Below are 17,419 nucleotides of genomic sequence, written 5' to 3'. Positions count from 1 at the left end.
CCGAACGGCGGCCATCGACAGCTGTCACGCATCCGTGCCACAGATCTCAGACAGATGTATGAAGGCTGCACGAAAATGCGGGAGAATGCCCGGGTGACGCCGGAATTCAAGGACCACAAGGACCACAAGGACGACTACCAGGAGCTGGTCGACGAGATCTCCGAGCTCCTGGGTGCGCCCGCCACGCTGGAGAACCGCGACTTCGAGCTGATCGCCTTCGGCGCGTACGACAGCGAGGGCGATATCGACGCGTCCGCCCTGGATCCCGTCCGCACCCGCTCGATCCTGACCCGGCGCTCCACGACGGCGGTGCGGACGTGGTTCGAGGGCTTCGGCATCACCCGCGCTACGGGCCCGGTACGCATCCCGCCCACCCCGGAGGCGGGCGTCTACCGGGGACGTGTCTGCCTCCCGGTACGCCATCGGGGGGTGGTCCTGGGTTACGTCTGGCTCCTGGACGACGATCCGGGCCCCACGGACCAGCAGCTGTCGGCCGCCATGGAGGTGACCGCCCGCATCGGCGCACTGCTCGCCGACGAGGCGCAGCACGGAGCGGATCTGAGCCGGGAACTGCGGGCCGCGCTGACCGCGGAGCGCGGCTGGCAGGGGGACCAGGCGCTGGCGGCCCTGCGCGCGGCGCTCGGCCCGCGGGGCGAGGGCACGCACACCGTGGTCTGCGTGGCCCCGTGGCCGTCCGCCGACCCCGACGACGCGCCGTCCGTCCGTACGGTGCCGCACGCGACGGCGCTGTGCACGGTGCCGTGGGGTGGGGACACCTCCCACGCCCTCAAGCCAGGAGGGGAGAGCGGCCAGAGCCTCGCCATCCTCGTCCGGCTGCGCTCGCCGGAGGTACGGACGCCGGCCCACGCGGCGGCGTCCCGGCTGCTCAAGGACGGCGCGGTACAGGCAGCCGCCGGCATCGGCGCACCCCGCTCCGGCCTCACCGACCTCGCCGCCACCTGGCAGGAGGCATCGGCCGCGGCCCGCGCCGCCCTGGCCGAACCCCGCCTCGGCCCGGTCGCCGAGTGGGCGCACATCGGCCCGTACCGCCTGCTGACGTTTCTCCCGCCGGGGGCCGCGCGGGACCCCGCCATCGCCCAGCTCCTCTCCCCCACCCACCACGAACTCGCCCGCACCGCCGAGATCTACCTCGACCGCGCGGGCCAGGCCGGGCGTACCGCCGCCGAACTCGGCATCCACCGCCAGACCTTGTACTACCGCCTCTCCCGCGTCGAACAACTCACGGGCCTGGACCTGGACGACGGGGAGGACCGGCTGCTGCTGCACATGGCTTTGAAGGGCGCACGCCTGTAGATCGAGCACGTCACCGGCGCCACCGGCGTCATCGCCCCGCAGGGCTGACGCCCCCACCCCCGGCTATTGGAAATGATTGTCATCATGCTACGGTCACAGCAACCGCTCTCTTGACCACCCTTTTACCCGGAGGGCCCTGTGCGCCTGCCCACCCGCCATCTGCTCCCCGCCACCGCCCTCACCGCGGCCTCCGCGCTGCTCACCGGCTGCTTCGCCGGTGCGGAGTCCGCCGAGGAGGCGGGGTCCGGCGGCAAGCGCATCCGGGTCGCGATGATGCAGCCCCCGCGCTCCGGGCTGTCCCCGCTGTCCGACGACGCGTTCAAGCTGTCGCGGTGGTCGACGGCCGAGACCTTGGTGAAGCTCGACGCGGACGGCGACGCGCAGCCCGCGCTCGCCACCGAGTGGGAGCAGTCCGGCCGTACCTGGACCTTCGAGATACGCGACGGCGTCACCTTCCACGACGGCACGAAGCTCACCGCCGAGGCGGTCGCCAACTCCCTCACCAGGGCCGCCACCGCCTCCCCCAAGCCCCGCATCCTCGACGGCGTCGACCTGACCGCCCGGGCCGCGGACGCCGACACCCTCAGCGTCACGACCGCCGCCGAGGACCCCCTGGTCCCGCAGCGCCTCAGCTCCCCGCAGCTGTCGGTCCTGGCCGCCAAGGCGTACCGGGGGAAGACGGTCGACCCCGTCGGCGCCGGCACCGGCCCCTTCGAGCTCACGAAGGTCAACGGCACCGCCTCCGCCGCCCTCGACCGCTACGACACCTACTGGGGCGACAAGGCCGAGGCACCCGGGATCGACGTGACCTTCGTCCCCGACGGGACGGCTCGCGCGGCGGCACTCCGCAGCGGCGAGGCCGACATCGTCGAGGCGATACCGGTGTCGCAGGCCGCGGTCCTCGACCAGGACCTGATCACCGAGGTCCCGATGCCGCGCACCAACACGCTGTACCTGAACACCGGGAAGGGCCCCTTCAAGGACGCCTCGCTGCGCGCGACGGCCCGCGAGGCGATCGACGCCGAGGCGCTCGTGAAGGGCGTGTACGAGGGACGCGCCGACGTCGCCGAGGGGCTGCTGGGGCCCGCACTCCCCTGGGCCGCCGAGCTGCGCAGGCCGGTGACGCGGGACGCCGGGGCCGGGGCGCCGGACGGCGAGGCGATCACCATCGGGACGTACACCGACCGGGCCGAGATGCCCGAGGTCGCCGCCACACTGCAACAACAGCTCCAGAAGGCCGGGTTCAAGGTGAAGCTCGACGTCCGCGAGTACACCAACATCGAGGCCGACGCCCTCGCGGGCAGGTTCGACGCCTTCGTACTCTCCCGCGCCACCGTCCTCGACTCCGGCGACCCGGCCGCCTACCTCTACAGCGACTTCGCGTCCGACGGCACGTTCAACCTGTCCCGGTTCGCGGACAAGGGCGTGGACGCGGCCCTGAAGAAGGCCTCCGACACCGGGGTCGGTGACGCCCGCCGCGCGGCGATCATCGCGGCCGAGGCCGCAGTGCTCGCCGCGGACGCGGCCGTGCCGATGCTCCACGAGCGGGTGATCCAGGGCGACGCCGCCGGTGTCGTGGACGCCGCCCACGACCCGCGCGAGCGGGAGCTCGTCACGGCGGACACGTACGTCAGGTGAAGCGCCGCCTGCGACAAGTGGGGTCCACCGCAAGGAAGTCGATCGGCCCCGCCGCCCTGACCCGCCTGGTCTGCCTGGTCGCCGTCCTGGCCACCGTCGGCCTGCTCCCCTGGCTCTCCCGCACGGACCCGGCGCTCACCGTGCTGCGGGCCCGGTCGGCCGAGCGGGAGGCCACCGACGAGGCACTGTCCGCGATCCGCGAGGACCTCGGCCTGGACGCCGGCCCCCTTTCCCTGCTGGGGAGTTGGGCCTCGGACCTGCTGCACGGCGACTTCGGCACCTCCTGGGTGTCGGGCACCGACGTGCTGCCGTCCGTCGTCGCCGGCGTCCAGGTCTCGCTGGGCCTGATGGGCGCGGCGCTCGGGGTGGCGGTCACGCTGGCCGCCGTGCTGGTGGCACCGGTGCTGGTGCGCGGTCGCGGGTCGGCCGGCGCCTTCGCCGCCATGCTCGCGGCCGTGCCCGAGTTCCTGCTGGCCACCGTCGCACTGCTGGTCTGCGGGGTCTGGCTGGGCCGGTTGCCGACGGCCGGCTGGGCGGGCCCCGAGTACCTGGTGCTGCCCGCGCTCGCCCTCGGCGTCCCGGCGGGCGGCCTCCTCGGCCGGCTCGTCGCGGACGCGCTGCCCGCCGTCCTCGACGAACGGTGGGTGGAGCTGTGGCGGGGCGCGGGAGTGAGCCGTACGGCGATCTCGGCGGCCGCCCTCAAGCGCGTACTGCCGCCGCTGGTACCGCAGTTCGGCATGGTCGCCGTCGGCCTCACCGGCGGCGCGGTCGCCGTGGAGCTGGTGTTCGCGGTGCCCGGCATCGGCCGTACCGCTCTGGGCGCGGCCAAGTCGCAGGACCTGCCGCTGCTCCAGGGCTCGGTGCTGGCACTGCTGCTGCTCGGCCTGGTCGCCGGCGCGGCGGCGGCGCTCACCCGGCGCCGGCTGCTCGGCCCCGCCCTGCGGGACGCCGGACTGACCCTGCCCCCGGCCCGCCCGGTCCGCACCCACCCGGCGATCCCGTCGGCGCTGCTCACGGCCCTCGCCGTGACCATCGGCTGGGGCCTGCTGCGCGACCCGTACACGGTCAATGCGGCCGCCCGCCTCGCCGCCCCCTCCTGGGCGCACCCGCTCGGCACCGACGCCCTCGGCCGCGACGTGCTCGCCCGGCTCGGGCACGGGGCCGCTTCGACCGTGGGCACGGCCGCCGCCATCTGCGCGCTGAGCCTGCTCCTCGCGCTCGCGCTGGGCTTCCTGCCCGGCGTCGCGGCGGGCGCCGCGGACATCGCCAACGCCCTGCCACCGGTGATCGTCGGCATCCTGGTCGCGGCGGCGACCGGCCCCGGCGCCGGCGGCGCGGCCCTCGCCGTCGCGCTGATCTCGTGGCCCGCGCTGTCCGCGCACGCGGCGGCGCTGGTGCAGGAGGTGCGCGCGTCGGCGTTCCTCACCGCCCAACGGGCCATGGGCGCGACCCCGTTCTGGATCCTCACCCGGCACGTCCTGCCGTCCGTCGCCGCCCCGGTCGCCCGCCACGCCCTGCTGCGCCTGCCCGGCATCGCCCTCGCCCTGGCCTCCCTCGGTTTCCTGGGCCTGGGCGCGCAGCCGCCGGCGCCCGAGTGGGGCCTGCTGCTGGACGAGTCCCGCGCCTACGTCGAACGCGCCCCGTGGGCGGCCCTCGCCCCGGCCGTCGCTCTGGCCCTGCTGGCGGGGCTGGCGGTGACGGGAGCGACGGCGGTACCGGGCCGGGGAGCACGTGCCGTACCGAAGGAGGCCCCCGTTGAAGCCTGAGAACAGCCCCGAGGTGCTCCTCTCGGTACGAGAACTCCGTATCGCCTTCGACGGCGTCGGGGCCGTGCGCGGCCTGTCCTTCGACGTCCGTCCACGCGAGGTCCTCGCGATCGTCGGCGAGTCGGGCGCGGGCAAGTCCCTCACGGCGCGGGCGCTGCTGGGCATGCTGCCGCGGGGCGCGACGACGGGCGGGACGATCGCGCCGGACCTCTCGGCCCACCGCGGCCGGCGCATCTCGCTGGTCCCTCAGGACGCCCTGTCCGCCCTCTCCCCCGTGCACCCGGTCGGCGACCAACTCGCCGCCGCCGTACGCTCGGTGGCCCGCGTCTCCCGCAAGGAGGCCCGGGCCCGGGCGGTCGCCGCACTCGACCGGGTCGGCATCCCGGAAGCCGCTCGCAGGGCGCGGGCGTATCCGCACGAGTACTCCGGCGGCATGCGGCAGCGCGCGGTCATCGCCATGGCGACGATCAACGAGCCCCACATGGTCGTCGCCGACGAACCCACCACCGCCCTGGACGAGGAGCACCGCGGCCAGGTGCTGCGGGTGCTCGCCGAGCGACGGGAGGCCGTCGGGGCCGCGCTCGTCCTGGTCACCCACGACCTGGACGTCGTACGGGACCACGCGGACCGCGTGCTGGTCATGTACGCCGGACGCCTCACCGAACTCGGTCCGGCGGCCGAGGTGCTCGGTCGCCCCCGCGCCCCGTACACGGCAGGCCTGCTGGCGTCCCTCCCCCAGCACGCACCCCCCGGTCGCCGCCTCCCCACGCTGCGCGGCACCCCACCCGCCCCGGGCGACCTCCCACCGGGCTGTGCCTTCACCCCGCGCTGCCCGCTGGCGTCGGACCTCTGCCATCGGACGGAACCGGCACCGCACCCTGTGGAGGGGCGCCTGGTCGCCTGCCACCGCTGGCCGGAAGTCCCTTATCCGGCAAAGGAGTTGTTCCATGAGTGACGCTTTGCTGGACGTCCGCGAGCTCGTGGTCCGCTACGGCGACACGACCGCCGTCGACCACGTCTCGTTCGCCCTGGCCGCGGGCGAGACCCTCGCCCTGAACGGCCCCTCCGGCTGCGGCAAGTCGTCGACGGCCCTGGCAGCGCTGCAACTACGCCGCCCGGACGCCGGTGAAGTCCGCTTCGAGGGGCGCGAGTTGACGGCCCTCACCGAAGCCGGGCTGCGCCCGATCCGCCCGCGCATGCAGCCCGTCTTCCAGGACCCGTACGGCTCCCTCAGCCCCCGGCACCGCATCCGCGACGCGGTGGCCGAACCGTTGAAGGTGCAGGGCCGCTGGAACGCCGCCGACGGTCCCGCGCGCGTCGCCGAACTCCTCGACCGCGTCGGCCTGGACCCGTCGTACGGCGACCGCCGCCCGCACGAACTCTCCGGTGGCCAGTGCCAGCGCGTCGGAATCGCCCGCGCACTGGCCTCGGAGCCACGCCTGCTGGTTCTCGACGAACCGGTCTCGTCCCTCGACCCGTCGGTGCGCGCCGGCGTGCTGAACCTGCTCGCCGACCTGCAGGACGATCTCGGCCTCGGGTACCTGCTCATCTGCCATGACCGGGCGGTCGTACGGCACTTCGCGGACCGGGTGATCGAGATGCGGGACGGGCGGGTCACTTCCGAGTGGCGGCCTCCAGCACCTGGCGCAGGCCCTCGGTGAGCTGATCCGCGCCGGGCGCGGTCCTCGGGTCGAACATCCACTGCGCGATGAGACCCGTCATCAGGGTCACGTAGAACCTGCCGAGGGTGTCCACGGTCTCGTCCGGGACGTCCTCCTCCCGGCCGCCCATGAGCAGCGGAATCAGTCCGCGACAGGCCTCGCGCTGGGCCACGGCCAGATGGTCGCGGACTTCCGGCAGCTGGTCGCCCATGACGACGATCTCCATGCTGAGCCGCCACATGGAGCCGGGCCCGCTCATGGTGCCGATGATGTTCGACCACACCTCACGGAACCGTTCGATCGAGCCGGGCTCGGCGGTGATCCCGGTGGTCCCGTTGCCCTCGAAAGCGTCGCCCATGTCCTCGACCAGCGACACATACGCCTGCGCGAGCAGCGCGTCCTTCGAGCCGTAGTGGTAGCCGATCGAGGCCAGGTTGGTCCCCGACTCCTTGACGATGTCCCGCGCCGTCGTGCGCGCGAACCCCTTGTCGAGCAGGCAGCGCTTGGCGCCCTCGAGCAGATCCTCACGGTGTCCCATGCGCCCACCCTACCGCCGATCCATACAACCGTCCTATACAGCCGTTCTATACGATCGTTCTAGACAAGCGTTTAATACGCGCGTACATTCACCGCCATGACAACGAACCCGACGAGCACGACCACGTCTCCTTCCCCCGGCGCGGGACGACGCGAATGGACCGCTCTCGGCGTCCTGATGCTTCCGCTGCTACTGGTCTCGATGGACGTCTCCGTCCTCTACTTCGCCGTCCCGTCGATCAGCGCCGATCTGGAGCCGAGCGGCACCCAACAGCTGTGGATCTTCGACATCTACGCCTTCGTGCTGGCCGGCCTGCTGATGACGATGGGCTCGCTCGGCGACCGCATCGGCCACCGCCGCCTCCTGCTGATCGGCGCCGCCGCCTTCGGGACCGCCTCGCTGCTGGCGGCGTACGCGAACAGCGCCGAGATGCTGATCGCGGCCCGCGCGGTCCTCGGCATCGGCGGCGCGACCCTGATGCCGTCGACGATGGCCATGCTCCGCACGATGTTCACCGACCCCGCCCAGCGCGCGAAGGCGATCGGCGTGTGGTCCGGCGTGATGACCGCGGGGATCGCGCTCGGCTCGGTGCTGAGCGGCGTGCTGGTCGAGCACTTCTGGTGGGGCTCGGTCTTCCTGGTCAACCTGCCCGCGATGGCGCTGCTGCTGGTCCTCGGCCCGCTGCTGCTCCCCGAGTCGAAGAGCCCTTCCCCCGGCCGCTTCGACTGGCTGAGTGTCCCGCTCTCCATGGCGGCCGTGCTGCCCGTGATCCACGGCCTGAAGGAGATCCCCTCCGAGGGCTTCAACGTCCGCTACGTCGTCTCGATCACCGTCGGCCTGCTGTTCGCGGCGCTCTTCGTGCACCGGCAGCGCACGGCCGCCTCACCGATGATCTCGCCGGACCTGTTCCGGGGTCGGGGCTTCGCACCGTCGGTCGTGCTGAACCTGGTCTGCATGTTCGGGGTGATGGGGTCGGCCTACTTCACCACGCAGTACCTGCAGTCCGTGCTCGGCAAGGGTGCGCTGGAGGCGGCCCTGTGGGCCCTGCTCCCGTCGGTACCGATCGGCGTGGCCGGGCCGGTCGCGACCCAGCTGGTGCAGCGGGGCGCCAATCGCGCCTACGTCGTCACGGCGGGCTTCGCGATCTCCGCGGCCGGGTTCGCGCTGCTCGCCCTCGCCGGTACGGACTCGCTGTGGCTGGTGCTGACCTCGTGCGCGGTCCTCGCCGTCGGGGGCGTCGTGGTGATGTCCCAGATCATGGACCTCGCGATGGGCACCGCGCCGGTGGAGCGGGCAGGCTCGGCGTCCTCCCTGATGGAGACCGCCGGCGAGTTCGGCGGCGCCATGGGCATGGCGGTGCTCGGCTCGATCGGTACGGCGATCTACCGCCACGAGATCCCCGCCTCGGTACCGGACGTGGCCCACGAGACGCTGGGCGGAGCGCTGGCGGTCGCCGACCGGGTGCCGGGTCTGGCCACGCTCGCCCGAGAGGCGTTCACCAGCGGAATGCAGGGGGCGGCGATCGCGGGCGCGGTACTGCTGGCGGGGGCGGCGGTGCTGGCCGCGCTCGCGCTGCGCCGCGTCGAGCTCAGGGAGCCGGCATGCGAAACGCCGGACGAGCCGAGCAAGCTCAGCGCGTCCGGCGTTCGATAGGCCTCGGTGTGCGACGGGCCTCAGGCCAGGTTCACCGCACGGGCCGACGTCGCCCCGATCTCCTCGGCGACCTCGGTGAGCACCCCGGCGGGCACCGTGTCGTCGACGGTCAGGACGGCCAGCGCCTCGCCACCGGCGACGGCACGCGAGACCTGCATGCCGGCGATGTTGATGCCCGCCTCGCCGAAGACCCGGCCGACCGTGCCGACGACACCCGGACGGTCCTCGTACCGCAGGACGACCATGTGGTCGGCGAGCGCGAGGTCCACGTCGTAGTCGCCGACCGCGACGATCTTCTGCAGGTGCTTGGGGCCGGCCAGCGTGCCGGACACCGATACCTCCTCGCCGCCCGCGAGCGTGCCGCGCACGGTGACGACGTTGCGGTGGTCGGTGGCCTCCGAGCTGGTCGTCAGCCGCACCTCGACGCCGCGCTCCTGGGCGAACAGCGGGGCATTGACGTACGACACCGTCTCGTCGACGACGTCCTCGAAGACACCCTTGAGGGCGCTGAGCTCCAGCACCTTCACATCGTGCTGGGTGATCTCGCCGTACACCTCGACGTCGAGGCGGACCGCGACCTCACCGGCGAGCGCCGTGAAGATACGGCCGAGCCGCTCGGCGAGCGGCAGACCCGGCTTGACGTCCTCGGCGATGACGCCGCCCTGGACGTTCACCGCGTCGGGCACGAGCTCACCGGCGAGGGCGAGGCGTACCGAGCGGGCCACGGCGATACCGGCCTTCTCCTGCGCCTCGTCGGTGGAGGCGCCGAGGTGCGGGGTGCTGACGACCTGGTCGAACTCGAACAGCGGGGAGTCCGTGCAGGGCTCCTTCGCGTACACGTCGAGGCCGGCGCCGGCGACCCGGCCCTCCTTGAGGGCGGAGTACAGCGCCTCCTCGTCGACGATCCCACCGCGCGCGGCGTTGACGATGCGCACGCTCGGCTTGACCTTGCGCAGCGCCTCGTCGCCGATCAGGCCGAGCGTCTCGGGGGTCTTCGGCAGGTGGACGGTGATGAAGTCGGAGACCTCGAGCAGCTCGTCCAGCGACAGCACCTTGACGCCCATCTGCGCGGCCCGCGCGGGCTGCACATAGGGGTCGTAGGCGACGACCTTCATGCCGAAGGCCGACATGCGCTGCGCGACGAGGGCGCCGATGCGGCCCAGGCCCACGACGCCGAGGGTCTTCTCGGCCAGCTCGACGCCCGTGTACTTGCTGCGCTTCCACTCGCCGTTCTTCAGCGCGGCGTTGGCCTGCGGGATGTTGCGGGCGGTGGCGAGCAGGAGACCGCAGGCGAGCTCGGCGGCGGTCACGATGTTCGAGGTGGGGGCGTTGACGACCATCACGCCCGCCTTGGTGGCGGCGGAGACGTCGACGTTGTCCAGGCCGACGCCGGCTCGTGCGACGACCTTGAGCTTGCGCGCGGCGGCGACGGCCTCGGCGTCGACCTTGGTGGCCGAGCGGATCAGGATCGCGTCCACGTCGGCGATGGCAGGGAGCAGGGCGGCTCGGTCCGCTCCGTTGCAGTGGCGGATCTCGAAGTCGGGGCCAAGCGCGTCAACGGTGGCGGGCGACAGCTCTTCAGCGATGAGTACGACGGGTTTCGAGCTCACGTGAGTCCTCACAAGTCCAATGCGGACGGCCGTCCCGACGGCCGCAGGCGGTGGAGGGTACTGGCCGCGTGGAAGACGCACGACGCTGTGGGCCTGACGCGTATGTTGTGCGCCAGTGTAGTGGCGCGATGGAGGTCGTCTTACGCCTCCGCGGAAGGATCACTCGTCCGTGGCTGGACGAGGTGGACAACGGGGCCGGAGCGGCTGCTCCGGCCCCGTGGCCTTGAGGCTTACGCCTCCTCGTTCACCCAGCTCATGAGCTTGCGCAGCTCCTTGCCGGTGGTCTCCAGCAGGTGCTCGGAGTCCTGCTGCTTGTACTCGTTGTACTTCTTCAGACCGCCGTGGTACTCGTCCATCCAGGCCTGGGCGAAGGTGCCGTCCTGGATCTCGGCGAGGACCTTCTTCATCTCGGCCTTGGTGGCGTCCGTGATGATGCGCGGGCCGGTGACGTAGTCGCCCCACTCGGCGGTCTCGGAGATCGACCAGCGCATCTTCTCCAGGCCGCCCTCGTACATGAGGTCCACGATCAGCTTCAGCTCGTGCAGGCACTCGAAGTACGCGATCTCCGGCTGGTAACCGGCCTCGGTCAGCGTCTCGAAACCGGCCTTGACCAGGGCGGCCGTACCACCGCAGAGGACGGCCTGCTCACCGAACAGGTCGGTCTCGGTCTCCTCGGTGAAGGTCGTCTTGATGACGCCGGCGCGGGTGCCGCCGATGCCCTTGGCGTACGACAGGGCCAGCGCGAAGGCGTTGCCGGAGGCGTCCTGCTCGACGGCCGCGATGCACGGAACGCCACGGCCCTCCTCGTACTGGCGGCGCACCAGGTGGCCCGGGCCCTTCGGGGCGACCATGCAGACGTCCACGCCGGCCGGGGGCTTGATGAAGCCGAAGCGGATGTTCAGGCCGTGGCCGAAGAACAGCGCGTCGCCGTCGTTCAGGTTGTCCTTGATGTGGTCCTCGTACACCTGGGCCTGGATCGGGTCCGGGACGAGGATCATGATGACGTCGGCCTCGGCGGCGGCCTCCGACGGCGTCACCACGCGCAGGCCCTGCTCCTCGGCCTTCGCCTTGGACTTGGAGCCCTCGTGCAGACCGACGCGGACGTCGACACCCGAGTCACGGAGCGACAGCGCGTGGGCGTGGCCCTGGCTGCCGTAACCGATGACCGCGACCTTGCGGCCCTGGATGATGGACAGGTCGGCGTCGGCGTCGTAGAACAGCTCGGCCACTTTGGGTTCTCTCCTTGTGTGCAGGTGTTGCGTCCCACCGTATGACGGGGGGCGGAAGGGAAGTTTCGGGGTCTCGCCATACGGGCGCTGTCCGGACGGCCGGTGTCACCCGGCCGTCCGAACGCGTCCTACGCCGAGCGGTCGAGCGCGCGCAGCGAGCGGTCCGTGATGGAGCGGGCGCCGCGGCCGATCGCGATCGTGCCTGACTGGACGAGCTCCTTGATGCCGAACGGCTCCAGCATCTTCAGCATGGCCTCCAGCTTGTCGCTGGAGCCGGTGGCCTCGATGGTGACGGCCTCCGGGGAGACGTCGACGGTCTTGGCGCGGAACAGCTGGACGATCTCGATGATCTGGGAGCGGGTCTCGTTGTCGGCGCGCACCTTCACCAGAACGAGTTCGCGCTGAACGGCCGAACCCGGCTCCAGCTCGACGATCTTCAGCACGTTGACGAGCTTGTTGAGCTGCTTCGTCACCTGCTCCAGCGGCAGGTCCGCGACGCTCACCACGATGGTGATGCGGGAGATGTCGGGATGCTCGGTGACGCCGACCGCGAGCGAGTCGATGTTGAAGCCGCGGCGGGAGAACAGGGCGGCGATCCGGGCCAGGATGCCGGGCGTGTTCTCCACCAGGACGGAGAGCGTGTGCTTGGACATGATCTTTTACGTCTCTCTCGCTCAGTCGTCTTCGTTGTCGCCGAAGTCGGGGCGGACGTCCCGGGCGGCCATGATCTCGTCGTTGGAGGTGCCGGCGGCGACCATCGGCCAGACCATCGCGTCCTCGTGGACGATGAAGTCGACGACGACGGGGCGGTCGTTGATGGAGTTCGCCTCTTCGATGACCTTGTCGAGGTCCTCCGGCGACTCGCAGCGGATCGCGTAGCAGCCCATGGCCTCCGACAGCTTCACGAAGTCGGGGACCCGGGTGCCGGCGCTCGGCTGCTTGCCGTCCGCCTCCGGGCCGCTGTGCAGCACGGTGTTGGAGTAGCGCTGGTTGTAGAAGAGGGTCTGCCACTGGCGGACCATCCCGAGGGCGCCGTTGTTGATGATCGCGACCTTGATCGGGATGTTGTTCAGGGCGCAGGTGGTGAGCTCCTGGTTGGTCATCTGGAAGCAACCGTCACCGTCGATCGCCCAGACCGCCTTTTCCGGCGCTCCGGCCTTGGCACCCATCGCGGCCGGAACGGCGTAGCCCATCGTCCCGGCGCCGCCGGAGTTCAGCCAGGTGGCCGGCTTCTCGTACTGGATGAAGTGCGCGGCCCACATCTGGTGCTGGCCGACGCCGGCCGCGAAGACCGTGCCCTCCGGCGCGAGTTGGCCGATCCGCTCGATGACCTGCTGCGGGGACAGCGAGCCGTCGTCGGGCTGGTCGTAGCCGAGCGGGTAGGTGTCGCGCCAGCGGCTGAGGTCCTTCCACCAGGCGCTGTAGTCGCCCTGGTGGCCCTCGGCGTGCTCCTTCTGCACGGCCTGGACCAGGTCGGCGATGACCTCGCGGGCGTCACCGACGATCGGCACGTCGGCGTCGCGGTTCTTGCCGATCTCGGCCGGGTCGATGTCGGCGTGGACGATCTTGGCGTACGGGGCGAAGCTGTCCAGCTTGCCGGTGACACGGTCGTCGAAGCGGGCTCCGAGGGCGACGATCAGGTCGGCCTTCTGCAGCGCGGTGACGGCGGTGACCGCACCGTGCATGCCCGGCATTCCCACGTGCAGCGGGTGGCTGTCGGGGAATGCGCCGAGCGCCATCAGGGTGGTGGTGACGGGCGCTCCGGTGAGTTCGGCGAGGACCTTCAGCTCTGCGGTGGCACCGGCCTTGAGGACGCCGCCACCGACGTAGAGGACGGGCCGCTTGGCGGCGGTGATCAGCTTGGCGGCCTCGCGGATCTGCTTGGCGTGCGGCTTGGTGACGGGCCGGTAGCCGGGCAGGTCCATCACGGGCGGCCAGGAGAACGTGGTCTTCGCCTGGAGGGCGTCCTTGGCGATGTCGACCAGCACCGGGCCCGGGCGGCCGGTGGAGGCGATGTGGAACGCCTGCGCGATCACCCGCGGGATGTCCTCGGCCTTGGTGACCAGGAAGTTGTGCTTGGTGATCGGCATCGTGATGCCGACGATGTCCGCCTCCTGGAAGGCGTCCGTACCGATCGCCTTGGAGGCCACCTGCCCGGTGATCGCCACGAGCGGCACCGAGTCCATGTGGGCGTCGGCGATCGGCGTGACCAGGTTGGTGGCACCCGGCCCCGAGGTGGCCATGCAGACGCCGACCCTGCCGGTGGCCTGTGCGTAGCCGGTGGCGGCGTGACCTGCGCCCTGCTCATGGCGGACCAGGACGTGGCGCACCCTGGTGGAGTCCATCAGCGGGTCGTACGCCGGAAGGATCGCACCACCCGGAATGCCGAATACCGTGTCGGCGCCGACCTCCTCGAGCGAACGGATGAGGGACTGCGCACCCGTGACGTGCTCGGGGGCGGACTGGTGTCCTCCGGATCGGGGCCGGGGCTGCGGGTGATGGGCCCCGGTGGCCTGCTCGGTCATCGGCATTCTCTTCTCGATGCTGAGGGTTTTTGCGAAGTTTGAGCGGAGTTTCGGTGCTGCACGACAGGTGCCTGTGCAACAAAAAACCCCTCGTGCCATAAGGCAAGCGAGGGGAGCGCGCCGGGTGTGGTCGCTGGGAGTTCCGGATCTGTCCGGACGTCACCAGCTTCAGCCGACGCGCTTTCCAAGTACGAGAATTCGGGTGCGCATGGCACAGACCCTCCCCCCGGCACGCACCCACTGTCAAGTGGGTGGGACGGGAGTCTCATTATGTGAGCGCAGGCCACTTCCGCCTCCGAGAACAGCGGGCACACCACCGGTGTACACCCCCGCACCCCTCTCCATGGCTCGTTCACCTCTCACGCCACCCGCGAACGCGGGCTCGGCCGGTCCGTGCGGCACCGGATAGTGGCCGGAACTCAGCGCCCGGCGCAGCCGGTACTCGTCCAGCGGACCGGAGAACGCCATGCCCTGCCCGTGCGTGCACCCCATCGCGCGCAGGGCGACGACCTGCTCCGGCAGGTCCACGCCGTCGGCCACGGACTGCAGCCCCAGGTCTCCGGCGATCCGCAGCAGCCCACCGGTGATCTTGTGCAGCCGCGCGGACTCGACGACACCCTCGACCAGACCGCGGTCGAGTTTGAGTACGTCGACGGGGAGCCGGCGCAGGGCCGTGATCGCCGCGTATCCGCTGCCGAAGCCGTCCAGGGCGACCCGGACGCCGAGTCGGTGCAGACCGCTCAGGCGGCGCTCCAGTTCGTCCAGCGAGACACGGTGGTCCAGATCCGACAGCTCGATGATCAGCGACCCGGACGGCAGCCCGTGCCGGGTCAGCAACGCCTCGATCGAGCCGAGCGGCATCGACCGGTCCAGCAGCCGGCGCGCGCCCACCCGCACGGCGACGGGTACGGCGAGCCCGGTCGCGGTGCGCTCGGCGGCCTGCTCCACGGCCTCCTCCAGCATCCAGCGGCCCAGCTCGGCGGTCTTGTCGCTGTCCTCGGCCACCCGCAGGAACTCGGCGGGCGTGAACAGCACCCCTTGCGAGGACCGCCAGCGCGCCTGGGTGACCACCGATGCGATCCGGCCGCTCTCCAGGCACACCACCGGCTGGTGCAGCAGCGCGAACTCCCCGTCGTGCAGCGCGGCCCGCAGACGCGTGGCCAGCTCCGCCTTCCGTACGACGTCCTGCTGCATCTGCGGCTTGTACAGCTCGACCCGGCCCTTGCCGCCCGCCTTCGCGCGGTACATCGCCAGGTCGGCATTGCGCAGCAGCTCCCCCGCGCCGAGGCCGGGCTCGGCGAAGGCGACGCCGATGGAGGCGTTGACACGGACATCGTTGCCGTCGATGAGGTACGGCTGCGACAGCGTCAGCCTGAGGCGGTCGGCGAGCTCCAGGATGTGTCGTTCGCGGGCGGTGCGGTCACGGGTGTTGTCCCCGGCGATCAGGGCCGCGAACTCGTCGCCGCCCAACCGGGAGGCCGTGTCCCCGCCCCGGACCGCGTCCTGGAGTCTGCGGGCGGCCTGGACGAGCAGTTCGTCCCCTGCCTGGTGTCCGATGGTGTCGTTGACCCCCTTGAAGCCGTCGAGGTCGATGAAAAGGACGGCCGTGTTGCGCAGGGCGATGCCCCGGTCGGAGGCGCGGCGGCCGGACAGGGCCTGCTGGACCCGCTTGGTGAACAGCGCGCGGTTGGGCAGGTCGGTGAGCGGGTCGTGCTCGGCGTTGTGCTGGAGCTGCGCCTGCAGGCGCACTCTTTCGGTCACGTCCCGGCTGTTGAAGATGAGGCCACCGTGGTGACGGTTGACGGTCGACTCGACGTTGAGCCAGCCGTCGTCTCCGGACCGGAAGCGGCACTCGATGCGCGTAGTGGGTTCCTCAAGTGGGCTGGCGGCGAGGAAGCGGCGCACCTCGTGCACCACGCAGCCCAGGTCCTCCGGGTGGATGAGATTGGCCAGTTCCGTGCCCACCAGCTCCTCCGCGGAGCAGCCGTAGACCCCGGCGGCGGCCGGGGAGACGTACCGGAGGATGCCGTTGGGTGCGGCGATCATGATGACGTCGCTGGAGCCCTGCACCAGGGAGCGGAAGTGGTTCTCCTTCTGCGCCAGTTCCTGGGTGAGGGTGATGTTGTCGAGCAGCATGATGCCCTGGCGCATCACGAGGGCGAGCACGACGGTGCCGCCGGTGATGAGCACGACCCGGTCGACGCTGCGGCCGTTGAGGACGTTGTACAGGATCCCCAGCGTGCAGACGGCGGCCGCGAGGTACGGCGTGAGGGCGGCCAGGGAGCCGGCGATCGGCCGGGAGACCGGGTACCGGCTGTGATCACCTCCCGGCGCGGGCGTGTGGTGATGGCTTCCACCGCGCTGTCCGGGCACGTGCTCGTGCACCACGCGCGTGTGCCCCGTGCCTTCCTGCCGCTCACCGTCTCCGTGCCGAGGCGCGGCCCACGGGGCGTACGCCAGGAGCAGCGAGCCGGCGAACCAGCCCGCGTCGAGCAGCTGGCCGGAGCGGTAGCTGTTGTGCAGCAGCGGCGAGGTGAACAGGGCATCGCACATCACGGTCAGCGCGAGCGCGCCGATCGCGGTGTTGACCGCGGTGCGGTTCGCCGACGAGCGGCGGAAGTGCAACGCGAGCACCATGCTGACCAGGGCGATGTCGAGCAGCGGGTAGGCGAGCGAGAGCGCGGTGTGCGCCACGCTGGCCCCGCCGTTCGAGTCGATCTTGGCCGCCTGGGCGAGGGCGAGGCTCCATGCCAGCGTCAGCAGCGAGCCGCCGATCAGCCACGCGTCCAGCGCGAGGCAGACCCAGCCGGCCCTCGTCACCGGCCGCTTGGCGAGCACCAGGAGTCCCACGATGGCGGGCGGCGCGAAGCACAGGAAGAACCCGTCGGCGTAGGAGGGGCTGGGCACGGGTCGCTGCAGGACGACCTCGTACCATCCCCAGACCAGGTTGCCGAGGGCGGCCATCGCCGAGGAGAGGGCGAACAGCAGCCAGGCGGGCCGAAAGCGGATACGGCGGCTACGGGCGTAGCGGAAGCAGGACACGGCAGCGGCGCCCGCCGCGGCGGCCAGTCCGAAGTCGCCCATGATCAGCGCGAGTTGCTCCGAACCCCAGCCGAGCGCGGAACCGACGGCGTATCCCGCGCACACCAGGGCCAGAACGAGCTGCGGAACCAGCCCCGAGCCGCTTTTGAAGGACGACGGACGGGGCAGCAGCGCCGCCGACGAGGACTGAGTCCGCAGCCCCGCGTCCAGCGTGGTCGTGGAGGGCGGTGGCGAGCTCACCGGACCCTCCCGGTCCGCACCGCTCGCGGGTCCCGAGGGTCCCGGTGCGCTGGGTGCGCATGCCGCCTGCGGCTGCTGAGCCTGCGGTGGTGATGGCTGTGACGACAGCCGTGAGTGGCGTGGTGGCCGCGTCTGCGCGCGGCCGTTCGCCAGGGTCGCCGCCGACGGCTCCGCCGCGTCGGATTGCTCGTCCATAGGCCGTG

The 17,419-nt window shown here is 71.5% G+C and carries 12 protein-coding genes; 6 read left to right on the top strand and 6 right to left on the bottom strand.

From position 1 onward, the window contains the following. The first annotated feature begins 75 nt into the window (after positions 1-75). The 5 genes from AB5J55_RS29815 (at position 76) to AB5J55_RS29795 (ending at position 6,379) form a co-directional block, all read left to right on the top strand. Positions 76-1,314, top strand: coding sequence for a PucR family transcriptional regulator (locus tag AB5J55_RS29815; protein WP_369273587.1), 1,239 nt, complete (start codon positions 76-78; stop codon positions 1,312-1,314). 138 nt (positions 1,315-1,452) lie between these two features. Continuing rightward, positions 1,453-2,952 carry an ABC transporter substrate-binding protein gene (locus tag AB5J55_RS29810; protein ID WP_369273586.1) on the top strand — a complete coding sequence of 500 codons (1,500 nt, stop codon included), beginning with the start codon at positions 1,453-1,455 and terminating at the stop codon, positions 2,950-2,952. A gap of 17 nt (positions 2,953-2,969) precedes the next feature. After that, positions 2,970-4,718, top strand: coding sequence for an ABC transporter permease subunit (locus tag AB5J55_RS29805; protein ID WP_369273585.1), 1,749 nt, complete (start codon positions 2,970-2,972; stop codon positions 4,716-4,718). Then, complete coding sequence (locus tag AB5J55_RS29800; protein WP_369273583.1) at positions 4,708-5,673, top strand: ABC transporter ATP-binding protein; 966 nt, start codon at positions 4,708-4,710, stop codon at positions 5,671-5,673. The genes AB5J55_RS29805 and AB5J55_RS29800 overlap by 11 nt, the downstream gene beginning before the upstream one ends. Beyond that, positions 5,666-6,379, top strand: a complete 714-nt coding sequence (locus AB5J55_RS29795) for an ATP-binding cassette domain-containing protein (protein WP_369273582.1) — start codon at positions 5,666-5,668, stop codon at positions 6,377-6,379. Before AB5J55_RS29800 ends, AB5J55_RS29795 begins: the two co-directional genes overlap by 8 nt. On the opposite strand, the gene AB5J55_RS29790 is transcribed toward AB5J55_RS29795, so the two are convergent. After that, positions 6,333-6,917 carry a TetR/AcrR family transcriptional regulator gene (locus tag AB5J55_RS29790; protein WP_369273581.1) on the bottom strand — a complete coding sequence of 195 codons (585 nt, stop codon included), beginning with the start codon at positions 6,915-6,917 and terminating at the stop codon, positions 6,333-6,335. The two genes, AB5J55_RS29795 and AB5J55_RS29790, sit on opposite strands and share 47 nt — an antisense overlap. 96 nt (positions 6,918-7,013) lie before the next feature. On the opposite strand from AB5J55_RS29790, the gene AB5J55_RS29785 reads away from it, so the two are divergent. Next, complete coding sequence (locus tag AB5J55_RS29785; protein ID WP_369273580.1) at positions 7,014-8,570, top strand: MFS transporter; 1,557 nt, start codon at positions 7,014-7,016, stop codon at positions 8,568-8,570. Positions 8,571-8,590: 20 nt separating this feature from the next. Here AB5J55_RS29785 and serA read toward each other — a convergent pair whose 3' ends face one another. The 5 genes from serA to AB5J55_RS29760 all read right to left on the bottom strand — a co-directional run bounded on the left by serA (position 8,591) and on the right by AB5J55_RS29760 (position 17,216). After that, a complete protein-coding gene (serA, locus tag AB5J55_RS29780; RefSeq protein WP_328879025.1) occupies positions 8,591-10,180 on the bottom strand; it encodes a phosphoglycerate dehydrogenase in 1,590 nt (529 codons plus the stop codon). Between the two features lie 230 nt (positions 10,181-10,410). Beyond that, a complete protein-coding gene (ilvC, locus tag AB5J55_RS29775; protein WP_369273579.1) occupies positions 10,411-11,409 on the bottom strand; it encodes a ketol-acid reductoisomerase in 999 nt (332 codons plus the stop codon). Between the two features lie 128 nt (positions 11,410-11,537). Next, entirely contained in the window at positions 11,538-12,062 is a 525-nt protein-coding gene (gene ilvN, locus AB5J55_RS29770; RefSeq protein ID WP_030051183.1) for an acetolactate synthase small subunit, read from the bottom strand. A gap of 21 nt (positions 12,063-12,083) precedes the next feature. Further along, a complete protein-coding gene (locus AB5J55_RS29765) occupies positions 12,084-13,940 on the bottom strand; it encodes an acetolactate synthase large subunit (protein WP_369273578.1) in 1,857 nt (618 codons plus the stop codon). A gap of 237 nt (positions 13,941-14,177) precedes the next feature. Continuing rightward, the gene (locus AB5J55_RS29760; protein ID WP_369273577.1) at positions 14,178-17,216 is read right to left on the bottom strand and encodes a putative bifunctional diguanylate cyclase/phosphodiesterase; all 3,039 of its coding nucleotides are present in this window, start codon (positions 17,214-17,216) and stop codon (positions 14,178-14,180) included. Positions 17,217-17,419: the final 203 nt, after the last annotated feature.

It is taken from the genome of Streptomyces sp. R11 (assembly GCF_041051905.1).
Lineage (GTDB): Bacteria > Actinomycetota > Actinomycetes > Streptomycetales > Streptomycetaceae > Streptomyces.
Note: the sequence above shows the minus strand (reverse complement) of the source record. Positions and strands in the feature narration are given on the sequence as shown.

Excerpts from the sequence above, each read along its gene's own strand:
- ilvN (WP_030051183.1), bottom strand. The coding sequence starts at position 12,062 with ATGTCCAAGCACACGCTCTCCGTCCTGGTGGAGAACACGCCCGGCATC.
- AB5J55_RS29815 (WP_369273587.1), top strand. The coding sequence starts at position 76 with ATGCGGGAGAATGCCCGGGTGACGCCGGAATTCAAGGACCACAAGGAC.
- AB5J55_RS29795 (WP_369273582.1), top strand. The coding sequence starts at position 5,666 with ATGAGTGACGCTTTGCTGGACGTCCGCGAGCTCGTGGTCCGCTACGGC.
- AB5J55_RS29790 (WP_369273581.1), bottom strand. The coding sequence starts at position 6,917 with ATGGGACACCGTGAGGATCTGCTCGAGGGCGCCAAGCGCTGCCTGCTC.
- AB5J55_RS29765 (WP_369273578.1), bottom strand. The coding sequence starts at position 13,940 with ATGCCGATGACCGAGCAGGCCACCGGGGCCCATCACCCGCAGCCCCGG.
- AB5J55_RS29785 (WP_369273580.1), top strand. The coding sequence starts at position 7,014 with ATGACAACGAACCCGACGAGCACGACCACGTCTCCTTCCCCCGGCGCG.